General features: G+C 50.5%; 19 protein-coding genes and 3 pseudogenes. 3 read left to right on the top strand and 19 right to left on the bottom strand.

Going from position 1 to position 23,456, the window contains the following annotated elements; genetic code table 11:
* Window positions 1-140: 140 nt before the first annotated feature.
* From CW734_RS06930 to hprK, 5 genes and pseudogenes are all read right to left on the bottom strand, one after another.
* Window positions 141-715: pseudogene (locus CW734_RS06930) on the bottom strand (acyltransferase).
* 93 nt (window positions 716-808) lie between these two features.
* A complete protein-coding gene (gene ppaX, locus CW734_RS06925; protein WP_442956952.1) occupies window positions 809-1,363 on the bottom strand; it encodes a pyrophosphatase PpaX in 555 nt (184 codons plus the stop codon).
* The gene (locus CW734_RS06920) at window positions 1,360-2,295 is read right to left on the bottom strand and encodes a nucleoside recognition domain-containing protein (protein ID WP_101189963.1); all 936 of its coding nucleotides are present in this window, start codon (window positions 2,293-2,295) and stop codon (window positions 1,360-1,362) included. The genes ppaX and CW734_RS06920 overlap by 4 nt, the downstream gene beginning before the upstream one ends.
* A gap of 19 nt (window positions 2,296-2,314) precedes the next feature.
* Window positions 2,315-3,127: a prolipoprotein diacylglyceryl transferase gene (gene lgt, locus CW734_RS06915; RefSeq protein ID WP_101189962.1), complete on the bottom strand. Its 813-nt coding sequence runs from the start codon at window positions 3,125-3,127 to the stop codon at window positions 2,315-2,317.
* 21 nt (window positions 3,128-3,148) lie between these two features.
* Complete coding sequence (gene hprK, locus CW734_RS06910) at window positions 3,149-4,075, bottom strand: HPr(Ser) kinase/phosphatase (protein WP_101189961.1); 927 nt, start codon at window positions 4,073-4,075, stop codon at window positions 3,149-3,151.
* A 163-nt stretch (window positions 4,076-4,238) separates the two neighbouring features.
* On the opposite strand from hprK, the gene CW734_RS06905 reads away from it, so the two are divergent.
* Window positions 4,239-4,781, top strand: coding sequence for an N-acetylmuramoyl-L-alanine amidase family protein (locus CW734_RS06905; RefSeq protein ID WP_101189960.1), 543 nt, complete (start codon window positions 4,239-4,241; stop codon window positions 4,779-4,781).
* A 50-nt stretch (window positions 4,782-4,831) separates the two neighbouring features.
* Here the strand turns inward: CW734_RS06905 and CW734_RS06900 are convergent, their stop codons facing one another.
* The 4 genes and pseudogenes from CW734_RS06900 to CW734_RS19635 all read right to left on the bottom strand — a co-directional run bounded on the left by CW734_RS06900 (window position 4,832) and on the right by CW734_RS19635 (window position 11,219).
* Window positions 4,832-5,995 (bottom strand): DUF4097 family beta strand repeat-containing protein, encoded by a 1,164-nt coding sequence (locus CW734_RS06900; protein ID WP_101189959.1) that lies wholly within the window; start codon window positions 5,993-5,995, stop codon window positions 4,832-4,834.
* An 83-nt stretch (window positions 5,996-6,078) separates the two neighbouring features.
* Complete coding sequence (uvrA, locus tag CW734_RS06895; protein WP_101189958.1) at window positions 6,079-8,961, bottom strand: excinuclease ABC subunit UvrA; 2,883 nt, start codon at window positions 8,959-8,961, stop codon at window positions 6,079-6,081.
* Between the two features lie 6 nt (window positions 8,962-8,967).
* Window positions 8,968-10,918 (bottom strand): annotated as a pseudogene (uvrB, locus tag CW734_RS06890) (excinuclease ABC subunit UvrB).
* A 166-nt stretch (window positions 10,919-11,084) separates the two neighbouring features.
* Window positions 11,085-11,219, bottom strand: coding sequence for an IDEAL domain-containing protein (locus tag CW734_RS19635; protein ID WP_332871046.1), 135 nt, complete (start codon window positions 11,217-11,219; stop codon window positions 11,085-11,087).
* 309 nt (window positions 11,220-11,528) lie between these two features.
* Between CW734_RS19635 and CW734_RS18750 the strand changes: the two genes are divergently transcribed.
* Complete coding sequence (locus tag CW734_RS18750) at window positions 11,529-11,750, top strand: competence protein ComK (RefSeq protein ID WP_232787191.1); 222 nt, start codon at window positions 11,529-11,531, stop codon at window positions 11,748-11,750.
* 30 nt (window positions 11,751-11,780) lie between these two features.
* Here the strand turns inward: CW734_RS18750 and CW734_RS18745 are convergent, their stop codons facing one another.
* The 4 genes from CW734_RS18745 to CW734_RS06870 all read right to left on the bottom strand — a co-directional run bounded on the left by CW734_RS18745 (window position 11,781) and on the right by CW734_RS06870 (window position 14,246).
* Window positions 11,781-11,963, bottom strand: a complete 183-nt coding sequence (locus tag CW734_RS18745; RefSeq protein WP_232787190.1) for a hypothetical protein — start codon at window positions 11,961-11,963, stop codon at window positions 11,781-11,783.
* 145 nt (window positions 11,964-12,108) lie between these two features.
* Window positions 12,109-12,231, bottom strand: a complete 123-nt coding sequence (locus CW734_RS19400; protein ID WP_269801503.1) for a YhjD family protein — start codon at window positions 12,229-12,231, stop codon at window positions 12,109-12,111.
* Window positions 12,232-12,245: 14 nt separating this feature from the next.
* Complete coding sequence (locus CW734_RS18465; protein ID WP_198551102.1) at window positions 12,246-12,404, bottom strand: YhjD family protein; 159 nt, start codon at window positions 12,402-12,404, stop codon at window positions 12,246-12,248.
* Window positions 12,405-12,581: 177 nt separating this feature from the next.
* Entirely contained in the window at window positions 12,582-14,246 is a 1,665-nt protein-coding gene (locus tag CW734_RS06870; protein ID WP_232787189.1) for an ABC1 kinase family protein, read from the bottom strand.
* Window positions 14,247-14,346: 100 nt separating this feature from the next.
* Between CW734_RS06870 and CW734_RS06865 the strand changes: the two genes are divergently transcribed.
* Complete coding sequence (locus CW734_RS06865; protein ID WP_101189957.1) at window positions 14,347-15,123, top strand: enoyl-CoA hydratase-related protein; 777 nt, start codon at window positions 14,347-14,349, stop codon at window positions 15,121-15,123.
* Between the two features lie 50 nt (window positions 15,124-15,173).
* Here CW734_RS06865 and CW734_RS06860 read toward each other — a convergent pair whose 3' ends face one another.
* From CW734_RS06860 to CW734_RS06835, 6 genes and pseudogenes are all read right to left on the bottom strand, one after another.
* Complete coding sequence (locus CW734_RS06860) at window positions 15,174-17,153, bottom strand: S9 family peptidase (RefSeq protein ID WP_180956252.1); 1,980 nt, start codon at window positions 17,151-17,153, stop codon at window positions 15,174-15,176.
* A 164-nt stretch (window positions 17,154-17,317) separates the two neighbouring features.
* Window positions 17,318-18,863: pseudogene (locus tag CW734_RS06855) on the bottom strand (fatty acid--CoA ligase family protein).
* A 151-nt stretch (window positions 18,864-19,014) separates the two neighbouring features.
* The gene (locus tag CW734_RS06850; protein ID WP_101189955.1) at window positions 19,015-20,952 is read right to left on the bottom strand and encodes an FtsX-like permease family protein; all 1,938 of its coding nucleotides are present in this window, start codon (window positions 20,950-20,952) and stop codon (window positions 19,015-19,017) included.
* The gene (locus CW734_RS06845) at window positions 20,924-21,697 is read right to left on the bottom strand and encodes an ABC transporter ATP-binding protein (RefSeq protein ID WP_058381282.1); all 774 of its coding nucleotides are present in this window, start codon (window positions 21,695-21,697) and stop codon (window positions 20,924-20,926) included. The genes CW734_RS06850 and CW734_RS06845 overlap by 29 nt, the downstream gene beginning before the upstream one ends.
* A complete protein-coding gene (locus tag CW734_RS06840; protein ID WP_101189954.1) occupies window positions 21,694-22,701 on the bottom strand; it encodes a HAMP domain-containing histidine kinase in 1,008 nt (335 codons plus the stop codon). Before CW734_RS06840 ends, CW734_RS06845 begins: the two co-directional genes overlap by 4 nt.
* Window positions 22,701-23,405, bottom strand: coding sequence for a response regulator transcription factor (locus tag CW734_RS06835; RefSeq protein ID WP_101189953.1), 705 nt, complete (start codon window positions 23,403-23,405; stop codon window positions 22,701-22,703). Before CW734_RS06835 ends, CW734_RS06840 begins: the two co-directional genes overlap by 1 nt.
* Window positions 23,406-23,456 lie beyond the last annotated feature (51 nt).

The raw sequence follows: 23,456 nt of genomic DNA, 5'->3' as shown, positions 1-23,456 counted from the left end.
TTTGCTTTGCAATTAAAGGAAAATCGTCACGCATGCCTAATGGTTTTCAAACATTTCGATGGTCATCGTTGAACACTTCCTATTATCGGTTATTTCACTTTAGTTCACTAGAGTGATGAATCGTTAAAGTGATTCTTATTTTAGCGCAAGCCGCTTTGGCCCGTCAAGCAAGGAGGATACAAAAATCCTGAAAGCGCTGAGCTTTCAGGATTTTGCTTTTGTCGATCGGCCATTTCTTCGGCTGTATAGATGATTTTCATCGGATTGCCGCCGACAAAAGCCCCAGCCGGTACATCTTTATGGACGAGCGTGGCAGCGGAGACGATGGCGCCATCCCCAATCTTGATGCCGGGCAAAATCGTACTGTTTGCTCCGATCATGACACGGTCGCCGATCAAGACGTCGCCGAGCCGGTATTCTTCAATCAAGTATTCATGTGCAAGAATGGTCGTATTATAGCCGATGACGGTATTATCACCGACCTGTATGCGTTCCGGAAACATGACATCGGGCATGACCATCAGCGCAAACGACGTTTCCTTGCCGATCTGCATGCCAAGAAATTGGCGATACAGCCAGTTTTCATCGGCAAGAACGGCGTGTAGCGCGGTCTGGATGACCAGAAAGTTTTCGCGACTTTCCAGAACGGCACAGTTTTGTAGATATGCCAAAGCGAATTCGCCCCTTGGACAGGATATCGCTCGGTGCGTCTCATTTTACGCCCGCTTTCGTCAATTCCAGGAGATCGGAAATATGCTGCAGCATGAAATCCGGTTCAAAGCTCGCTAAAACTCTTCTCCTTTGGCAGTCAAAGCAACACCCGCTGTCCGGACACCGGCATTTTTCCGCCTTCGATGTCATGTGAGTTATCGCCGATCATCAAGGCTTCGTGCTGATCCGCTTCCAATAAGCGCAGGGCCAACTCGAGCGGCTCGGGATGAGGTTTTGGATTCTGCACATGATCCAATGCTACCAAGGCATCGAACACATCATGTACCCCCATCAACTTCAAGCCGTGCAAGATCGTTTCTTCTCGTTTAGTGGAAACGATCGCCATTTTCAAGCCTCTGGATTTCAAAGTCCGCAAAGTTTCCGCAACCCCGTCGTATTCAGAGACCAATTCATCGTGGAGCGTCCGGTTCAAACGGCGGTATTGATCGCTCAGTTCGCTGACTTTGCCTGGAGCGATTTCAGTAAAAGTTTGTTCCAATGATGGCCCGATAAAATGCAAGACATCTTCCCGGCCGTATTCGCCGGGAAAATGTTCGCCGAGCACCGATAGGAATGTCTGGATGATCAATTCATTCGTATCGAGCAAGGTTCCGTCAAAATCAAATAATAAAGTCGTTATATCCTTATTCATGTAGAGACCACTTCCTTCCGATTGTCTTCAGCCCGCCGCCACAGATAAGAGATGAATATCGTCAAAGCGAGGGCGGTGATGACCCGAATCAGCAGCAGCGGCCAAATCGGGATGCCGAGAGGGATGAAAATCAAAGTATCCTCGACGATCGCGTGACATGCCACCAGGAAGATAAAGGCGAGTGTCGCATCTTTGCGGCTGACGCCGTCTTCCTGAACCGCTTGGATCATCACGCCCGCTCCCATTGCCAAACCGAAAATCAATCCGGAGGCGAGCGTCAATGAGGTATTTTTCTCGACGCCGATCAGCCGTGTGAGCGGCCCCATCATATTCGAGATTTTCTGCAAATAATGGCGATCTTTCAATATTTGGATCATCAGCATGAGCGGGATGACGATCATCGCCAGCTGAAGCACGCCGAAACTCGCTTTTTCCAAGCCCAGCAAGAAGATGCCCAACCAGGTTTCCGGAGCAGCGGCGACTTCAGGCGCAAAACCGTATTGCGCAATTTCCCCGCCGCCTGACCAGAACAGGTTAATCAAGATGCCGGACAAAGCCGCAAGCCCGAAACGCACCACTAAGACGACCCATAAACGGACGCCGACTTTCAAGGCGACGCCGGTTTCGATAAAGATGTTATGGGAAAACGATAACATGACCGCCAGGATGAATACTTCTTTAACGGTCAGTTCAAGCGATAAAATTCCGGCGATTCCGGCATACAGATTAAGCGCGTTGCCGAGCACAAGCGGAACGGCCGCTTCGCCGCTCAAGCCGAATATCCCCATGACCGGTGCGATTAAATCGATGATAAATGGCAATACCGGTGTGAATTGCAGCATGGTGATGAGCAAAGTAATCGGGAAAATGATTTTCCCGAGTGACCACGTAGTCTTTAATCCGGCTTTCAAGCCATTTTTCACTGTCGACATTCAATCTCTTCTTTCCTAGTTATTTATCCAAATAGCGCGGCGGGTTTTTGATGGCTACGCGCCGGTAGATGATGAATGCAAGCCCGATGACTATCGCCACGACCGACACAAGCTGTGCAGCGCGCAATTCGCCGATGACGTACAGGCTGTCGGTGCGCATTTCTTCAATGAAGAAACGGCCGACTGAATACCAGATCATATAGAAGAAGAACATTTCCCCGCGCACCAAATTGACTTTGCGCAGCAGCAGTAAAATAATGATCCCCACCAAGCTCCACATCGATTCATAGAGAAAGGTCGGGTGGTAGTAAGCACCATCTATGTACATATGATTGATGATCCAATCGGGGATGAATAGATTCTCAAGAAACTGGCGCGATACTTCTCCGCCGTGCGCTTCCTGGTTGATGAAATTGCCCCACCGCCCGATGGCCTGGCCGATCAAAATACTTGGCGCCAATATATCCGCCACTTTCAAAAACGGCGTATTGCGGCGTTTCGTGAATATATAGGCGACGATGACCGAAGCAATCAGCGCCCCATGTATTGCAATCCCGCCATTCCAGATGGCGATGATTTGGCCAGGCTGGTCTTTATAATTTTCCCATTCGAACATCACATAATAAATGCGAGCGCCAACAATGGCGAGCGGCACAGCCCAGATCAATAGATCGGTCAGATAATCCGGATGCAAGCCGCGCTTGACCATTTCTTTCTGGCCGACGAGAAACGCAATGACGATCCCGGTCGCAATGATGACGCCATACCACCGGACGTCGATCGGCCCGAGTGAAAACGCCACCGGATCGATCGCTGCTAAAACTGAATACATATAATGCACCTTCCCATTCGCTTAATTTGTATCTTGCGAGATGACATCATCAAGCCGCTTGGAGAATTCCTCAGCAGCGTTGACCCCCATCCGTTTCAGGCGGTAATTCATCGCGGCTACTTCGATAATGACAGAAAGGTTACGTCCTGGACGTACAGGAATCGTCAGTTTCGTCACATCCGTATCGATGATTTTCATCGTCTCTTCCTCAAGGCCGAGACGATCGTAAGTTTTATCTTGATCCCAAATCTCGAGATCAATGACAAGTGAAATACGCTTAAAGTTACGTACGGCACTCGCTCCGAATAAAGTCATAATGTCGATGATGCCGACACCGCGAATCTCGAGCAGATATTCGATCAGCTTCGGTGGATGACCAACAAGCGTGCTTTCGCCTTCTTGGCGGATCTCCACGCAATCATCCGCTACGAGGCGATGGCCTTTCTTGACGAGTTCCAAAGCAGTTTCACTTTTCCCGACTCCGCTTTTTCCGGTAATGAGCACACCGATGCCATAAATATCGACCAACACACCGTGTACGGCAGTCGTCGGAGCCAGCCGGCTTTCCAGAAAATTCGTCAGCAAACTGGAGAACCGGGTGGTCGTCATGTTCGTTCCGAGCACCGGCACATGTTTTTCAGAAGAGGCGATGACCAATTCCTCCGGCACATCGACGCCATGGGAGACGATGATGGCGGGCGTATCCTCCGCACACAATTTCATCATCCGGTCTAGCCGTTCTTCCGGTTTTAGCATGGCGAAAAACGACAGTTCCGTTTTTCCGAGCAATTGCATGCGATTCGCTGGATAATGGGTGAAATAGCCTGCCATTTCCAGTCCCGGTCTTGAAATATCACTGATGGCAATATGGCGCCCGATGCCTTCTTGTCCGCTGATCAGTTTCAAGCCGAACATCTCCATTACTTGTTTCACTGTTACTTGTCCCATAGTTTTCCCTCATTCCCCCGGCTGCGCAAATTAGATCTTCCAAATAATTCCTTCGTTTTGCGGTCGGTTTGTTTTTATTTTAACATGGAAAAAAAGAAATTGAAGAATTTCGTCCCCTTTCTCGCCCTTTCCTTCTATATAAGGAATGAAGGGGGAATGTTAAATGAAGATTATCATTGATGCAGGACACGGGCCGGGGACGATCGGCAAACGGACACCCGACGGCAGGATGCGCGAATTCCATTTCAACAACGCTGTCGCTGAAGAAGTGAAAAAGCGCTTGGCGGCAGACGGTTACACGGTGTTGTTCAGCCATCAGCAAGACCGCGATGTGCCCTTGAAAGAAAGGACGAATTTTGCCAACCGGTCCGGCGCAGAACTATTGGTGTCAATCCATGCGAATGCAGCAGGAAATAGCTATAGCCCCGCACAAGGCATCGAAAGCTTCATTTATTCGACAGCTCCTGCCCGTACGCGCAAATTGGGCCAGCTGCTCCAGGATTCGCTGATCTTGTCGACACAGCGGAAAGACCGCGGTTTGAAAACAGCGGATTTCGCCATGCTGCGGGATACCATCATGCCTGCGGTCCTTGTCGAATGTGGATTTATGACCCACAAACATGAAGCGGCTTTGCTACAATCCGACGAATACCGCAAGCGCTGCGCACGCGCCATCAGCTTCGCCATCACCTGCATGGAACTATAACGCAAAAAGCCCAGTGGAGAAAATTCTCCACTGGGCTTTTTTTATGTTGTTCAGTCGATTGTCAAATAACGCACGAGGATAGAACCGGTTTTGGTTTCACCGTAGACGAGCAATGGCCCGCCTGCAGACCCAACATCCCCTGTTTTCGTGAAATGCATTTTCTTCTGCATGAACTGGCCTTGTTCGTGGCTGCTGTTGATGTCCGACAACATGACGTCCATACGTCCAAGATTCGAAGATACTTCCCCTCGTAGCGCCAAATGCTGAGGGATGTAAATCTCCACATTGCCTGCCAGGGTTTTCGCTTCGAGCTTTTTCGCCTCTTTGCTGCGTGTCGTCGCAACGACATTGCCATTCAAGGACTTCGCATCGATGTCTTCGATATCCCCATCGACATAAATGCGTCCGTTCAAAGTTTCCGCTTCAACTTCACGGCCTTTTACTTCCATCATCTGGATTGGGCCGTTAGCCGTTTCAAGCTCGGCTTCTTCAAATTGGATCGTCTTCAAGTCAATCTTGCCGTTTGCAGTTTTGACTTTGATCAAGGCCGAATCGAGACGCTTCATCGTGAAGCCGCCATTGAACAGACGGACGACGATTTGTTCGAATGCCGCTGCCGGCACGTACAAGACGATATTCACTTGCGTCGTTTTCAGGTCACTGATGATGCGTAATTTGCGGTCATCCGCAATGAATACGAATTTTTCCAGAAAATCCTGTTTTGCCTGCTCCGGAGATTCTGCGCGGAATGCCTTGACGCTGCATTCTGCCCGGATCGAACCGTCCTGTGAAGGAAATACTTCCAATTGCCCGTTAGCGATATCGGCAATGATCGTGTGGAGTTCCGCACTTTCTTCCGTAAAAGTATGTTCAAAACGTACGGCTTCACCGAATGGCGAATCGAATTCCATTGTTTTCAGCTTATCGGCGGACGTCTGCATGAAATGCATCATCCGGTCTCCAAGTTGATTGAAATCCTTGGACATGTTCTTGGAAAAATCCTTCGAAAAGTCTTTCGAGAACTTTTTGAACATGTCTTCAGGACGGAAGAATCCGCGTTTCCCGCGTGAATTGCGGTAAGTTTCACGGCCATAATCTTTGGAAGAATTGCTCGTTTCCCCGCCATCGACCGCTTTCAATAGCTCAACCGCTTCGCGTGCCGAGATGGTACCATTTTCAACCATGTCCAAAATGCGTTCTTTTTCACTTTGCATATCGTTTGGCCTCCTCTTCGGATTTCTGCCTTCGCAGAAATTCCTGTTCTACTTTAATGATACGTTTGGACTGAAGGAAAGTTTCACTTTGCTTTTCTTTTCTTAGTGCTTGCCTTGCCGACAAGTTCTTTCATGCGTGCACTGTCCCGCTCGAGGATCGGCTTCAAATACATGCCTGTATAAGATCCTTTGACTTTAGCGATATCTTCCGGCGTGCCAGTGGCCAAGATCGTGCCGCCTTTGTCTCCGCCTTCCGGGCCAAGGTCAATCAAGTAATCGGCCGTTTTGATGACATCGAGATTGTGCTCGATCGTCAACACGGTATCGCCATTGTCCACTAGTCTTTGCAGCACTTTCAATAAGCGTGAAATATCATCGGCGTGGAGCCCGGTCGTCGGTTCATCCAGAATATAGAACGACTTGCCATTGGAGCGTTTATGCAACTCTGAAGCCAATTTGACACGCTGCGCTTCCCCACCGGACAGTGTAGTCGCCGGCTGCCCGAGTGTCACATAGCCGAGCCCGACATCGACGATGGTTTTCAATTTACGGTTGATTTTCGGGATATTCTCGAAGAATCCATAAGCATCTTCCACCGTCATTTCCAACACGTCTGCAATGTTTTTATCTTTATATTTCACTTCCAGCGTTTCGCGGTTATAGCGTTTGCCGTGGCAGATTTCACACGGCACGTAGACATCCGGAAGGAAATGCATTTCGATTTTGATGATGCCGTCGCCGCGGCAGGCTTCACAACGCCCGCCTTTGACGTTGAAGCTGAAGCGTCCTTTTTTATAGCCGCGCACTTTCGCTTCATTGGTCGTCGCGTAAACATCCCGGATATCATCGAACACGCCTGTGTAGGTCGCCGGGTTGGAACGCGGTGTGCGCCCGATCGGTGACTGGTCAATATCGATGACTTTTTCCAGTTCTTCGATACCTTCCACCGATTTGTGCTGGCCTGGCTTGACCCGCGCACGGTTCAGTTTATGGGCCAATGATTTGTAGAGGATCTCATTGATCAAGGTACTTTTCCCAGAACCCGAAACTCCAGTGACCGCCGTGAACAACCCGATTGGAATGTCGACATCGACATTTTTCAAGTTATTTGCGGAGGCTCCGCGGATTGAAATCTTCCGTTCATTCGGCTGCCTGCGTTCAGCTGGCAATGGAATGAACTTCTTGCCGCTCAAATACTGGCCGGTCAACGATTTCTTGTTTTTCATCACTTTTTCGGGCGTCCCGGCTGCGATGATTTCCCCGCCATGTACACCGGCTCCAGGCCCGACATCGATCAGGTAATCCGCTGCCATCATCGTATCTTCATCATGTTCAACGACGATGAGTGTATTGCCGATATCGCGCATATTTTTCAATGTGCTGATCAATCGGTCATTATCGCGTTGATGAAGGCCGATTGAAGGTTCATCGAGAATATAAAGAACGCCTGTCAGCCGTGATCCGATTTGCGTTGCCAGGCGGATGCGCTGTGCTTCGCCGCCTGACAATGTGCCCGATGCGCGGTTCAATGTCAGATAATCGAGTCCTACATTGATCAAGAAACCGACACGCTCTTGAATTTCGCGGAGGATCATAGTAGCAATCTGGCGGTCTTTCTCCGAAAGCGTCAAGCTGTCGAAAAACGCTTGCGCTTCCGTAATCGAATATTCAACAACTTGCCCGATGTGAAGATCATTGACTTTGACTGCCAATGACTCCGGTTTCAACCGGTAGCCTGAACATGTCGGGCATGGCTGCTGTCCCATGAATTTCTCCATCATGTCCCGAATATAATCGGAACTGGTTTCCCGATAGCGCCGGTCGACATTCGCGAGCACGCCTTCGAAGAAAATATGGCTGTCGCGGATTTTGCCGTAATCATTTTCATAACGGAAACGAATTTTTTCATTATCGGAACCATGCAGGATGATGTTCACCTGGTCTTCAGGCAATTCTTTCATCGGCACGTCCATTTCAATTCCAAAATGGCTGCATACTGCCTGCAGCAATTGCGGGTAGTATTGTGAACTCGTCGGGCGCCACGGGGCGATGGCATGATCCGCGAGGCTGACATCCCAATCCGGTATGACCAGTTCAGGGTCGACTTCCAGTTTCATCCCAAGCCCGTCGCATTCAGGGCAGGCCCCGAATGGCGAGTTGAAGGAAAACATGCGCGGTTCCAATTCGCCGATGGAAAATCCGCAAATCGGGCAAGCATGATGTTCGCTAAACAGCAATTCCTCTTCGTCCATGACATCCACCAGCACGCGCCCTTCCCCGAGACGCAAGGCAGACTCCAGCGAGTCGCTCAAGCGCGGGGCAATTCCGTCTTTCATGATGACGCGGTCAATGACCACTTCAATGGAATGCTTTTTGTTTTTATCGAGTGAAATATTGTCATCCAAATCGATGAGTTCGCCATTGACGCGAACCCGTACATAGCCTTGTTTCTTAACGTCTTCCAACAGTTTCACATGGGTGCCTTTGCGTCCTGATACGAGCGGCGCCAGCACTTGCATGCGCGTCCGTTCCGGATATTCAACTAAGCGGTCGACCATCTGTTCGACCGTCTGCGATGAAATCTCAATGCCATGGTTCGGGCAGATCGGCTTGCCGATCCGTGCGTACATGAGCCGGATATAATCGTAGATTTCCGTAACAGTCGCTACGGTCGATCTCGGGTTTTTGCTTGTCGTCTTCTGGTCGATCGAAATCGCCGGAGACAAGCCTTCAATCAAATCGACGTCAGGTTTGTCCATTTGGCCAAGAAATTGCCGTGCATAAGACGACAAAGATTCGACGTAGCGGCGCTGGCCTTCCGCATAGATCGTATCGAACGCCAGGGATGATTTCCCCGAACCGGATAAACCGGTCATGACGACGAGCTTATCGCGGGGGATCGTAACGTCGATGTTTTTTAAATTATGGGCACGCGCACCTTGTATGCGTATCTCTTGGTTTTTCAAGTCCTATCATCCTTCCGCTTTCAATTCCAACACTGTATCACGCAGTTCTGCGGCACGTTCGAAATCGAGCGCTTTCGCCGCTTCTTTCATTTCCTTCTCAAGCAATGTGACGAGCTTCATGCGGTCTTCTTTTTTGAGCTTCTTGCCTTCGACCGCTTTGCTGACATACTCTTCCGCTTCTTCCGCCGCTTCTGTTGCACGGATGACATCGCGGATCTTTTTCTTTATAGTTACCGGCGTAATGCCGTGTTCTTCATTATAAGCCGCCTGGATGGTTCGGCGTCGGGTTGTCTCATCGATCGCTTTCTGCATCGAATCCGTGATCCGGTCCGCATACATGATGACGTGGCCGTTCTCGTTCCGCGCAGCACGCCCCATCGTCTGGATCAAGGAACGTTCCGAACGCAAGAAGCCTTCTTTGTCGGCGTCGAGGATGGTCACCAATGAAACTTCCGGAATATCGAGACCTTCACGCAGCAAGTTGATGCCGACTAGCACATCGTATACGCCCATCCGCAATTCGCGGATGATCTCGATGCGCTCGAGCGTCTTGATCTCGGAATGCAGGTAATTGACTTTGACGCCCGCTTCTTTCAGGTAATTCGTCAAGTCTTCCGACATCTTCTTCGTCAAGGTCGTGACCAATACACGTTCCCCGCGCTCTTTGCGCTGCTGGATTTCGTCCATGAGATCATCGATTTGCCCTTCGATCGGCCTAATTTCGATTTCCGGGTCAAGTAAGCCCGTCGGACGGATGATCTGCTCAACCATTTCCGGTGTATGTTCGAGTTCATAAGGGCCTGGCGTTGCTGAAACGAACACCGCCTGGTCGATATGATCCTCGAACTCATCGAATGTCAGCGGGCGGTTATCCATGGCGGATGGCAAACGGAAGCCGTGGTCAACGAGCACTTTTACGCGCTTGGTCACCATTGAACATCCCGCGGACTTGCGGCAAGGTGACGTGACTTTCGTCGACGACCAGCAGGAAATCATCCGGGAAATAATCAATCAATGTATATGGTTGTGCGCCTGCCGGACGCAACGTCAAATGGCGCGAATAGTTTTCGATGCCTGAGCAGAAGCCCATCTCGCGCATCATTTCCAAATCGTAGCGCGTACGCTGCTCGAGCCGCTGCGCTTCGAGCAATTTATCTTCCGCGCATTTCCTTCAGGCGTTCTTCCAGTTCCGCTTCGATATTTTCGATGGCTCTGACCATCTTGTCTTCCCGCGTAACAAAGTGGGATGCCGGGAAAATAGCGACGTGTTCGCGGTCGCCGATAATTTCCCTGTCAGGCATCAACTTCCTGTATGCGGTCGATTTCATCGCCAAAACTCCACGCGCAAGCAGCGCTCATCGCGCGAAGCCGGGAAGATTTCGACCACATCGCCACGTACGCGGAATGTCCCGCGGATGAAATTGATGTCGTTGCGCTCATATTGCACATCGACCAATTTGCGCAGCAGCTGGTTGCGTTCGATCTCCATCCCTTGCGCAGTGAGACGACGAGTTCCCGGTATTCTTTCGGGGAACCGAGGCCATAGATGCAGGAAACGGAGGCGATGACGATGACATCATCGCGCTCGAACAAGGAACTGGTAGCTGAGTGGCGCAATTTGTCGATTTCATCATTGATGCTCGCATCTTTTCTATGAATGTATCGGACTGCGGCACGTATGCCTCAGGCTGATAATAATCGTAATAGCTGACGAAGTATTCTACGGCATTGTCAGGAAAAATTCCTTGAACTCGCTATAGAGCTGCCCTGCCAATGTCTTGTTATGTGCCATGACCAATGTCGGCTTTTCACTTGTTGAATGACATTCGACATCGTATAGGTTTTCCCGTACCGGTCGCACCGAGCAAGGTCTGGAACCTTTGCCGTCGATGATGCCTTTGGTTAATTGGGCGATGGCTTCCGGTTGGTCGCCCGCCGGTTCATAAGGGGCTTGCAGGTTAAATTCCTTTCATGGATATGTCCTCCCGTATTTTCACTACTTCTACTTTAACATATGCCTAAAATTCCCTAACAAAAGCGAACGTATGTTTTCTCAAGTATATTCAACTGATTGCCTGTTTACAGGACAGATTTTGCATTCCATTGAAGCACAGCTGCCCTAATCAGGCATAAAAACCGCCCGGAGAAACTCGGGCGGTTCTGTTATTCTTCCGCTTCAGCTCTTGCAGCTGCGCAGTATATGTGTCAAAAGATTTGCGGTCGTTATGATCCAGGGCTTCGTCGATAAGTGCCAGCAATTGCGTTTCCTGCTGTTCGCGGTGAACATGCTTCAAGAACAGATCCAGATAGATCTCATTCAGCAGCTTTTCCGCTTCCGTGATCTTTTCGTTTGAGCCATCGCTTTCATGAAGTCAGCATAAGAATAATAGTTTTCCATTCTTCTTCACCCCGAATGCTTTTCATTAGTATACACGAAAGCGCAAGAAAGAAGCAAGAGTTTTTGAAAATTACAACGAGATTGAAAAATAATTTTTCGAAAATAATTATTGTGTATTTTCCATTTTATTATAATGATGTATGTAAAGTAAATTTAGGGGTAAATATTCATGGGCAAGAAGAATCAATATCCTGTCTCTTATACAATTTGCAGCAATACGTATGCGCTGCTTCCGTATATGGACGGCCACCGGCTCTTGACACGGGTCATTGAAGACCGCAGCGAATTCCTGGTGGAGGAATCGGTCTATAAAATTGTGGCGAAATCGTGCTCTTTCTATCGCGGCTCCCTCGCCAGCGCCACACTCTACGCACAAAAGCGATTGGCGTAAACACAAGCCGCCGATCATCGTCGGCGAGTATTACGGCAATCCGTTGATTTTCTTTCCTACCCACTCTCCGAAAACAAGGATTCCATCTGGTTCAATTTCGATGCCATCGATTTGATTGCTGCGGATGACAGCGGGCGTGGCAGTTTGGTATCGCTCAGCAATGGCGTCGTCGTCCCTGCGGACATCTCTCCTATCGCGCTTCGCAGCCAGCATTCATTCACCGGGTCTTTGCGCCGCTATTTCAAAAGCCCAGCGCGTCCATAACCACCGGATGAATTATGTAACGAAACGTGCGTTTCCGCCTCGCAGCCAGCAGCCGCTGGATTAAAAGATTTAGCGGCTGCTGTCAGGTAAAGCCTCAATTGATCTTCAACGGCATTTTCAAACGGATATTCAAATAGCGGCGATGGTCTTCATAGCCGCCATGGCAAAATACATATTCCGAGAAATTGTCGTCTTTACCTCCCCGCCTCACCTTCATGCCATTGGCCCTCATCAACTCGATGGTTTCGGCCAGGTCGCCTTTGCCCGTTCGATCGCCCGGTCTAATAATTCCACATAAGGGGCTTTCAGTTTGAAGGGCTTTTGGATCCACTCGCGATCCTGTTCCAAAATGAGGAGCACCATCGGCAATTGCACCCGCTTCTCAAACACGGCTATTTCCGCCCTTGAAATCAGGGGCATTTCCTCACCCCAGTTAATAGGAACAAGCGTTCTTATTTTCATTTTAACCGGGAATTCTGAAATTGCAAGAGGCGCCAGTTAAAGGACGATTTCGTTTGATTTTGCTATAACTGAAGAACCGGGCAGAATTTGTCCACCGCATAAAAATCACCTTCGGCATGCAGGTCCATACCTGCATTTCGATAAGGCGATTTTGTTTACCTGATGGCACGGAATGCCCACAAGGAGCCGACGAAAAGACCGACGAAACCCAGAGGAACGGTTCGTGCCAGAACCAGACGGATAATGAAATCCCGGAAAACGATAATAGCGAGAAGATGCCAGCGAACATCCTGCTCTGCAGATTGCGCTGATGCTCGCGCTCCTGCCTTCCTTGTTCTCCAAGTAATGGCGGATGCGTTCCGGTTCATCGAGAAAGTTGATGAGTTTTTTCGGGAATGCCCGCGCCGGCCCTGTGGAATTGAGGATCCAGCGGAAGACGTCTTCCTTGCCGAAAATCCCTTTCCCTTCCCGTTTGGTCGAAGCCCATTCCAGAACGCGCGGACGTGCCAGCGCGAATAGATCGACGTTCGGATCCAAAACATGCAAGACGCCGACAAAGATCGAAGCGGCGCGGCCGAAGAATGCGAATTCGGCTGGCAGTTGCACCGGCTGCGTCCGGACAATATCCTGCATGTCCTTCAATAGCCTTTCGACGACAAAGCTGTCCATCTGCATCAATTCATTCGATTCGTAAGCAGCGACGAGCCGCTCCACAGCATCCGCTAGTAAGTCGCGGTCAGCATGCGGCAGCAGGAAACGCAGATCTTCCAAGCCATCGAGCACTTGTTCATAGTTTTTGAACAGGATGCCTTCTGCAATCAATAGAATCGCTTGCGAATCGCGCTCGGAGATCGTGCCAATCATGCCAAAATCGATCAGCACGATGGTGCCGTCCGGCTTCAAGAGGATATTGCCGCCGTGTGGGTCGGCATGGAACTGGCCGCCGTACAGCACTTGCTCTAAGAACAGGATGAACAACCGCTCGGAAATTTCGTGGCGGTTAAGCCCATGCTCTTCGATAAAGCTGATGTCGGTGATCCTTGCGCCTTCAATCCATTCCATCACCAATACGCGGCGCGTCGTGTATTCATCGTAATAGACCGGGATGTGGACACCGGACATTTCCGCGAAGCGGTCCGCAAAAGCACGGCCGTTCTGAAGTTCGCGGACGAAATTCAGTTCAGCGCCGATCGTTTCAGTCATCTCGACGTATAATTGGTCAAAATCGACTTGTTTGGTGAACGGGGTAAATTTTTTCGCGAGCCAGATAACGATGCGCATCGCCTGGAAATCGGCGCGGATGATGCGGTCGGTTCCTGGTCGCTGGACTTTGACAGCGACTTCGGTGCCGTTTTTCAATCGGCCTTTGAACACTTCGCCAATGGAGGCGGAAGCGATCGCTTGATCCGATAATCCATCCAAATAATTGCCGTGCTCGACATTCCATTCCTGCTCCAGCACTTCAATGATGTCTTTTCGCGGCACGGATGGTACGCGGTCCGTCAATCCCTCAAGTTCCGCCAAGAAGCTCGGCGGCATGATATCCGCACGGGTTGACAGGAATTGGCCCAATTTAATCATCAAGCCGCCCAGCTTGAGCGCCAGTTCCTTGTATTCTTTTGCCTGGCGGGTGACGAGCTCATTCCAGCGTTGTTCAACGACTGGAGTCCACTTGCCCCTATTGCGCCTTTGGAACAGCGCCACTTGCAAATAAAATCGGATCGCCATGGAAACGATGCGGTAAATACGGAGATATGTAACCTGGTTCATGAATGAGCTCCCCCTTGTTGTTCCCATTATAGAGTTTGGTGACAGATTAGTCCAAAAAGTGGTATGTTTTTAACGGATGGATTATCAAAGGGGGATGGATATGGAAACAATTCATTATGAACAAAAAGGAAATTTAGCGTTCATCACATTGAACCGGCCGGATGCGATGAATGCATTCAATTACGATATGCTCGCTGAACTCGGCCAAGTGGCAGAAGCGATCCGCATCAATCCGGACATCCGGGTCGTCGTCTTCACCGGCGCCGGCGACAAGGCTTTCAGTGTCGGGGCCGACTTGAAAGAACGCAAGACCTTGACGCAAGACCAGGTCAAGCGCAATATCTATAAGATCGGCGAAGTGTTCACGACCATCGAAAACTTGCCGCAGCCGACAATTGCCATGATCAATGGCTACGCGTTCGGCGGCGGTATGGAGCTCGCCTTGGCGTGTGATTTCCGCATCGCGTCGGACGACACACTGCTCGGCTTGACCGAAACGAGCCTTGCGATCATTCCGGGCGCTGGCGGCACGCAGCGTCTGCCGAGATTAATCGGCGAAGCGAAAGCGATGGAGCTGATCTTGACCGCGCGCCGCTTGAAATCTTCGGAGGCGCTTGATTACGGCCTCGTCACCCGCCTCGCTGCGGGCGATGACTTGGCGCAAGTGACAGGCGAATTCGCGGACTCGATTTTAGCGAACGGGCCGATCGCCTTGCAGCAGGCCAAATTCGCCATCAAAAATGGCATGAACGCCGATATGCAGACAGGCCTTCAAATCGAACGGAAAGCATACGAAATCACCATCCCGACAGAAGACCGCGTCGAGGCGCTGCTCGCGTTCGGCGAGAAACGCAAACCGGAATTCAAAGGGCGTTAACAAGAAAAAAAGCCAGGTGGAGAAATTTCTCCGCCTGGCTTTTTTTATACTTACAGTCGCTTCATCCAGCCGACAATTTCCTGCAAACGTGCAAAACGCAAATTCGGTTTGCCGGTGCGCGATAAATTATGGTCGGCTTCCGGGAAACGGACGAATTCAGCTTCCTTGTGCATGCTTTTCAGTGTGATGAATAATTGCTCCGCTTGCTCGATCGGGCAGCGGTGGTCGTTTTCCGAATGCAAAATGAGCAGCGGCGTGTGGATGTCTTTCGCGTATTTCAGCGGAGAATGCTCCCACAGCTTATCGACATTGTCCATGGCGGCTCCGTGCTGCCATTCGCTGAAATAATAGCCGATGTCTGAAACGCCAAAAAAGGAAATCCAGTTGCAGATCGAACGCTGTGTCACAGCCGCTTTAAAGCGCGCGTCATGCGAAACGATCCAATTGGTCATGAATCCGCCGTAGCTGCCGCCGGTCACGCCGAGACGCTCCGTATCCACCCAGTCATTTCCTGCGAGAACATTGTCGAGCGCCCCCATGATATCGCGGTAATCCCCGCCGCCGTAATCGCCGCGAACGGCATCGACAAAGCTTTGTCCGTAGCCGTGGCTGCCGCGCGGATTGACATACAAGACGCCATAGCCGCTTGCTGCGAGCACTTGCATTTCATGGACAAAAGTATTGGCGTACATGGCATGCGGCCCGCCGTGAATATTGATGACGAGCGGATATTTTCCGCCTGGCTCGAATCCACGGGGCTTCATGAGCCAGCCATGCACTTCAAAGCCGTCTTCTGTTGTATACGAGACAGTTTCCGGTGCAATCAATTCCGTTTGTTCTAAGTAATTTGAGTTGCAGGAAGTAAGTGCTTCGCGCTCTCCAGTCGAAATAACGAGTTTGTAAAGTTCTCCGGGTACTACCGGGTTGCTGATGGCGGCAAGCGCAAAGCTGCCATCTCGCGCAATGTCGTAGCCGTAGACATGTTCACCTTCCGGAGAAGCCGGATACACCGCGCCGTCAAGCGAAGCGAAATACAGACGCACATCGCCATCTGTAGACACCTGAAAGTATAAATGGTCATCTTTCGTCCAGACGACGCCTGGCGCCTGCGCGCCTTGTTGATGGTCCGCGACGACATAATCGCCGATTGGGGCATCGATGCCTTCTGTCAGGCATTGCGTCGTTTGGTTTGCCGCATCGTATACATACAGTTCGGCTTGTGTGGCATTTTCGTAAGCGCGTGAATGGCCGACAAACGCCAAGCGTGCATCATCGAAGGAAAACGCAGCATTCCCGTAATATCCGTCTTGTTCGATGATGGCCGTTTCTTCTCCAGTTTCCAGATCGCGCATGTAGAGCGACTGGCGGAAAATAAAATCCTGATTTTCTTCTTCGGCCGATCCATACACCAGTTTTGTGCCGTCATGGGAAATGGCTTCCAGGCCGAAATGATACGGCCCTTCCGTCAACTGCTCCACCGTTCCTGTCTCCAGGTCCACAAAACCGATTTGGCGGTGGTAGTCCTGCTTGACCAGGCCGTTGCCGTCCATTTTGTATTTCATGACTGTTGTGCGGTAAGGTTCAGGCTTTTTCTTGCCATCCTCTTCTTCCGGTTCTTGATCAGTGAATGTTTTGCCGTCCTGCGCCAGCGCATTGACCCAGATTTTCTTATTGCAAGGCGACCAGCGGAAACTGCTTACCCCTTTTTCAAAATCCGTCACAGCGCGTGCTTCCCCGCCGCCTGCCGGAAGGACGTACAATTGATTGTTGTCATCGCGGTCGGATAGAAAAGCGACGTGGCGGCCGTCTGCTGACCAAGCCGGTTGGCTATTGCCGTTTTTTCCGTAAGTCCAAGGAATCGACTCGCCGGTTTCCAGCGAGATATGGTGCACATGCGAATAATATGTATTTTCTTCTTCGTCCATCTTTGTTTGGACAAATACCGCTCGTTTCCCGTCAGGTGAAATCTTCGGGTCGGTCACGGACACTAATTCGAGTAAATCTTCTATTTCAACAGCTTTTTTCGACACACACTCAGCCTCCTGGATAATTATTTCGTTTTTCGTAGTAGTTGCCCTTTCACTATATCGATAATTGTCTGTCTTTTCAATTAAAGCTCTTTGGAAACATGGATATCGGGTGTTCCAATACAAAGAAAAACCGCTTTCCAGCAAAAGCGGAAAGCGGTCCATGGTTATTTTTTTACGGCCTGGTCTTTCAGCGAACGGCGCAAGATCTTGCCGGTCGTGTTTTCGGCAATTCATCGAGAATCTCCATATGGCGCGGCACTTTGTATTTCGCCAGATGTTCTGCGCAATACGCCTGCAGCTCCTCGGTGGAAACTGCGTCATCTTTCAACACCACATAAGCGTTGACCGATTCGCCAAAATCAGCGTCCGGCAAACCGACCACTGCCGCTTCGACAATCGCCGGATGGGCGAATAGCACTTCTTCCACTTCGCGCGGATAGACATTATAGCCGCCGACGATGATCATGTCTTTTTGCGGTCGACGATGTAGAAATAGCCTTCCTCATCGACTTTCGCCAGATCTCCGTGTAAAGCCAGCCGTCTTTGATCGCTGCTTGGGTTTCCTCCGGCATTTTGTAATAGCCTTTCATGACGTTCGGGCCGCGGACGATCAACTCGCCCACTTCCCGACCGGCACTTCATCGCCGAGTTCATTGACGACTTTGTTTTCGACATTGATGATCGACGTGCCGATCGATCCGGCTTTGCGTTCGCGGTCGATCGGATTGAAACAAGTGACGGGCGAAGCTTCGGACAAGCCGTAGCCTTCGGAGATCCGCACATTGAATTTGTCTTCGAAATTATGCAGCAATGCAACAGGCATCGCGGACCCACCGGAAATCGCCAAGCGCACAGAAGCGAAATCGGCCGGATCCACATCCGGCAATTGATACATAAAGTTGAACATGGTCGGAACGCCTGCAAAGACCGTAGCCTGTGACGCTTTTGTCGCGGCGAATACGTCTTGCGGCGTGAAGCGCGGAACGAGGACGATGGTTGCCCCTTGCATCAATGGGGCATTGACGACGACCGTCAAGGCAAACACGTGGAACACAGGTAGCGTCGCCACTACGCGGTCATCCGGCGTAATCTGGAGATACTCGGCGACATCCCGTGCATTGGAATAGAGATTGCCATGCGTCAGCATCGCGCCCTTTGGCTTTGCCGGTCGTCCCAGACGTATAAAGAATGACGGCGTTGTCATCTTGTGAAATATCAGCTGTTCCACCAAATGCATTGGAAGTTGTAAGAAGCTGTGTGAATGAACGGACCTTTCCTTTGACTGCTTCCGGCAGCTGTGCCATTTTTCAGCAGTCGATGGGTCGGTCTCACAAATGACGTATGTTTCCACTGCAGGCAAGGCCTGGTGCGCTTTTCAACGAGCGGCAGCAAAGCGTCCAGCGCGATGACCACTTTGCATCGCTATTGTTGACGATGTAAGCGATTTCATCTGGGCTATAGATCGGGTTGACCGGGACAGCTGTGGCGCCCAGGCGCAACGTCGCATAAAGCGAAATGAGAAAATGCGGGTATTGCTCAAAAGAAATGCGACGTGGTCCCCTTTTCCACGCCGAGATCTTGCAACGCACCAGCGAATTTCGATACCGATTGGTCGAATTCGCCGTAAGTTGTGTCTTTGCCCATGAACGTATAGGCAACTCGTCCAGCTTCCTGTTGTGCAATTTCGTGAACACGTTCTCCCAAATTCATTGAATATCCCTCTTTCTGTTGAATGAATACTCATTCATATTTACTTTTTCATTATAAAATAAATCTTCAGACAATACAACTACCCACCAAAATTCCCCAGTAAAATTCCCCAGCAAAAAACCGCCGGAATGATTCCGGCGGTTCGTTTAGGTCAATATGCTTTTAAATGGGCAATATAGCGCCAGCGGATCAAGAAGAAATAGAGAATCTGCATAAGCGTAAAACCGCCAAGCACAATCGACATCTCAGACAAAATTGACAGCTCTGCAAACTCATCCCACACCACTTGAAGCGAAATGAACGCAAAAGCACTGTGAAGAAGCGCGAGCGCCCAAGGCAGGAAAAACAGCGGCACGAGCTGGCGGTTGACGATTTTGCCAAGTTCCCGCTCCGTCATCCCGAGGCGCACCATCAACTGGTACTGCCTGCGGTCGCGTTCGAGCCCGGTGTACAATTTAAAGTAAATGAAGCTTCCGGCTGCCAGCAGGAACACCGCGGCCACCATCAAGCCGATGAACAATAGCAGCGCAAAGGAAGATTTGAACCAGCGGTATTCGTAGCCCGGATTCTCAAAATAATAATTGAGGCCGGCAAAATTGCCGCTGACCATTGCCTCGCTAATCGGGTAGCGGACGTTTTCGCCGATTGCCACGGTCTCTGTCCAATCCGGCACATGGAAGGCATAATAGCGGAAATCCGATGCGCCTTGTGGGTAGCCCATTAACGGTTCATCGACTTCCCCGAAATCTTCATTGTTCATGATGATCGTATTGGCATTCAAGGTATGCGCCGGAAACAGCACTTGCGGGTAGGTCTGGTCGATCGTCAGCTCCACCCCGCTTTCCAACAGTTCCGTCTCCGCATAACTTTTCTGCAGTTCACGGAGTGATTCCTGTGAAAACGGAACAAACATTGCTTCGCCGGCTTGAAGCCGTGCCGGTTCGTGGCCGAGAGCTTCGGCCAGTCGGTTGAACTGGGTCAAGGACATGATGTCGACGTCATTGCCGCTTGCGCTCGATGTCTGACGCTTCACTTCCAAAGGCACGAGCGTGTAAGCAAGCTGCTGTTGTTCAAGCTCTCGTTTCAGCTGGTCCAATTGCTGCTGCTCGAGTCCATTGCCTTCAAAAGAAACATAGATCAACCCGAGCGGATTGCTTTGGCGAAACTCCGCTGTATAGGAAGTGAACGAGGCAAGCGTCCCGACCGTCAGGAAGGCGACGGTCGAGACGATGGTCACGATAAAGAACATTTGCGCACTGTCTTTTAATTTGACCGCTGCTTCGGCAAGCGACACAAGGCGGGTTTTATGCCAATAGATGCTTCTGCGCTTCTTATACAATTGAAGGAAAGTATGGATCGAATGCGTGAAAAACAAATACGTGCCGATTGTCGCGAGCGGCGGGACGATGAACACCATGATGTAAACGGTGCGGTCGGACACCGTCGCCGCGAGAAAATAGGCAACGCCTAAAAGCACCAATCCGAACGCTGATAAAGCTGGTGAATACGCCGCTTCCTCTTCGGTCTTCCAAAAACCCTCCAATAAATCGACGACGCGTTTCGTGCGGATAAAGGAGACGCTGATGAGCGAAATGATGATGAACAAGCTGGCAAATGCGCCAACCGTCAGGACAAACGGTTTCCAGGAGAAATACAACGGCAATTGCTCCAATTGCATGATTTCGCGCCCGATCATGAAAAAGAATTTCGTGAATGCGAAACCGAAGACAATCCCTGCTGCTGTCGACAAGCCGCCAAGGATCATCGTCTCGAAAAACACCAATTTATTAAGCTGCTTTTTGCTCATGCCGAGATGCATCAAGACACCGAATTCTTTTGTCCGCGCCTGTAAAAACGCGCTTAAGGAATAGAACAGGAAAAACAGCGTGAAAATATACAGCACGATTTCCGCGATGAACATGCCGCGCACGGCCAATACACGGAACCCTTCTTCTTCGAATAACGGGTGGAAGATGAACATCGAATAGATGAAGAACACCATGACCGAAAAGACGCTGGCCAATAGGAAGGCTGCGTAGCTTCTCAAATTCCTGAAAACGTTACGGAAGGCGAGTTGGCGAAAGGTCATTGACGGAGCCTCCCAATAGAGATAACACGTTGAGAATCTTTTGATAGAAGGTTTGGCGGCGGTCATCACCGTAAATTTCATTGAAGAATTCGCCGTCTTTGATGAACAGCACACGGTCGCAATAGCTCGCTGCGATCGGGTCGTGCGTCACCATGATGATCGTCGTCCCTTCCTCCCGGCTCAAGCCGCTCAATAACTCGAGCACATCTTTCGAAGCTTTCGAATCGAGATTGCCGGTCGGTTCGTCCGCAAGTATGAGCGCCGGGCGGTGGATGAGCGCGCGGCCGATTGCTGTACGCTGCGCTTCCCCGCCCGAAATTTCATTCGGCTTCTTATGGAGAAATGGCTGCAAATGAAGCCGTGCCGCCAATTCCTGGACGCGGCTCTCCATTTCTTTGATCGGCATGCCGTCAAGCGTCAGTGGCAGCACCAAATTTTCTTCTACAGTCAGCATCTGCAGCAAATTGAAATCCTGGAACACAAACCCTAGCTGGCGACGCCGAAACAGCGGCAGCTCATCTTTATCTAACGAATGCGGATTGATGCCATTGATGAGAATGGTGCCAGAAGTCAATGAATCGATTGTTGAAATCAAGTTCAATAGCGTCGTCTTGCCGCTGCCGGAAGGGCCCATCACTGCTAAGAATTCCCCTTTTTCCACTTCGAAGCTTAATTGGTTCAACGCACGATGCGTCACTTTTCCTTCATAGACTTTGGTCACTTCATCGATTTTCACTACGGTCATGTTGATCCCCCTACATTCTGTTCCTGATAAGGAAAGACGATCGATACGGTCGTCCCTTCCCCTGGCGATGAAGTGATTTCCAGCTCATGGCCGAGCCGGTTGCATACTTCCTGCGCCAGATATAGCCCCATCCCGGTCGACTCGCCGCTCAGGCGCCCGTTCTCTCCCGTAAAGAAGGCTTTCGTAACGCGCGGCAAATCCGATGGCGGGATCCCGATGCCTTCATCCTGCACGGACAAGGTAATGGTTCCTTCTAGACAGCTGGCCCGGATGTATAGTTTCTTATTTTCTTCGAATGTATATTTCACCGCATTGGTCAGCAATTGGCCGATGATGAATTTCATCCATTTGCGGTCTGTCGCCACTTGGTAGCGTTCTTCGATATTGATTTCCGGATAGACGCGGCGCGAGATGAACAAGCGTTTGTTTTCCGTCACCATTTCGGACACCATCCCGCGCAGCGACGCTTGCTCGATTTGCATATCCTGCTCGAATGTATCGAGACGGGCATTCATCAATACTGTGTCGAGCCCTGCGCGCAGACGGTCCACTTCTTCCCGGATGCTCGCCTTATCCAGTTCTTCCGGTTCCTGCAATAGCAGATGCATGACGGATAGCGGCGTCTTCATCTGGTGAACCCATTGATTGATGAATTGCAAATGGCGGGTCTGCCCCGCATAAAGCGATTGCACTTCGTATTGATAAAGGCGATACAGCTTCTGCATATACAATTCTGTTTGCACCGTTTCCGGAGAACGCCCTTCGCGCTGCAAAGCATGCTCCATATTCGGCGGATCGCTGAGGAGGCGCTCGTAATAACGGTAGCGCATCGCAAAGCGGACGCCGAGAAAACTGGCCAATAGCAATAAGCTGATGATGAAGGAATAGATGGCCGTGTCCGTATTGCGGAATCCATCGAGCCAGTAAAGCATGAGGATGAACCCGACGAGCAGGAACTGGAAGACGATAAATGCGGCATGTTCACGCAGGAATAACCGCAGCATCATTGCTCCTCCCTGCCAAGGATCAACCGGTAGCCGGCGCCGCGCACCGTTTCAATGAAACTCTGGATGCCATAATCCGTCAATTTCTTGCGCACGCGGGCCATATTGACATTCAATGTGTTTTCATCGACGAACGCCTGGTCATCCCATAGCTCCTCTAACAATTGTTCACGCGTCACCACTTTCGGATACGCGGCAATCAACAGTTCTAAAATAGTGCTTTCTTTTTTCTGGAGCGGGATTTCCGTTTCCCGGCAATGCAATTCCAGCCGCTCCATATATAACACGAGCCGCCCTGCACGAACCGTGCGCTCTTCTTGTTTCGGTGCATATTCCCCATAAGCCCTTCTTAAATGGCTTCTTATTTTTGCAAGGACGATTTCATAATGGAAAGGTTTCGTAATGAAATCATCGCCGCCGTTTTCAAGCGCAAATACCTGGTCCATTTCCCCTGACCTGGCGGAGATGAACAGGATCGGGCAAGTTGTCTGCTGTCTCAACTGCCGGCACCAGTAATACCCATCATAAGAAGGCAAATTGATATCCAAAAGAATCAAATGGGGGTCGAACGCAGCGAATTCCTCCAAGATGCGGTCAAAGTCTTTCGCCGTTTCCACTTGGTAATGATATTTGCGCAATGTATCCGACAATAGCGAAGCGATCTTCGTATCATCCTCGACAATGAATATCCGCTGTTCACCCATATTCACTCCCCCTCCCGTTTCCTTCTATTCTAACAAAAGAGCCTGCTCGAA

Source organism: Planococcus sp. MB-3u-03, from assembly GCF_002833405.1.
GTDB lineage: Bacteria > Bacillota > Bacilli > Bacillales_A > Planococcaceae > Planococcus.
This window is presented reverse-complemented; position numbering and strand designations above follow the sequence as displayed.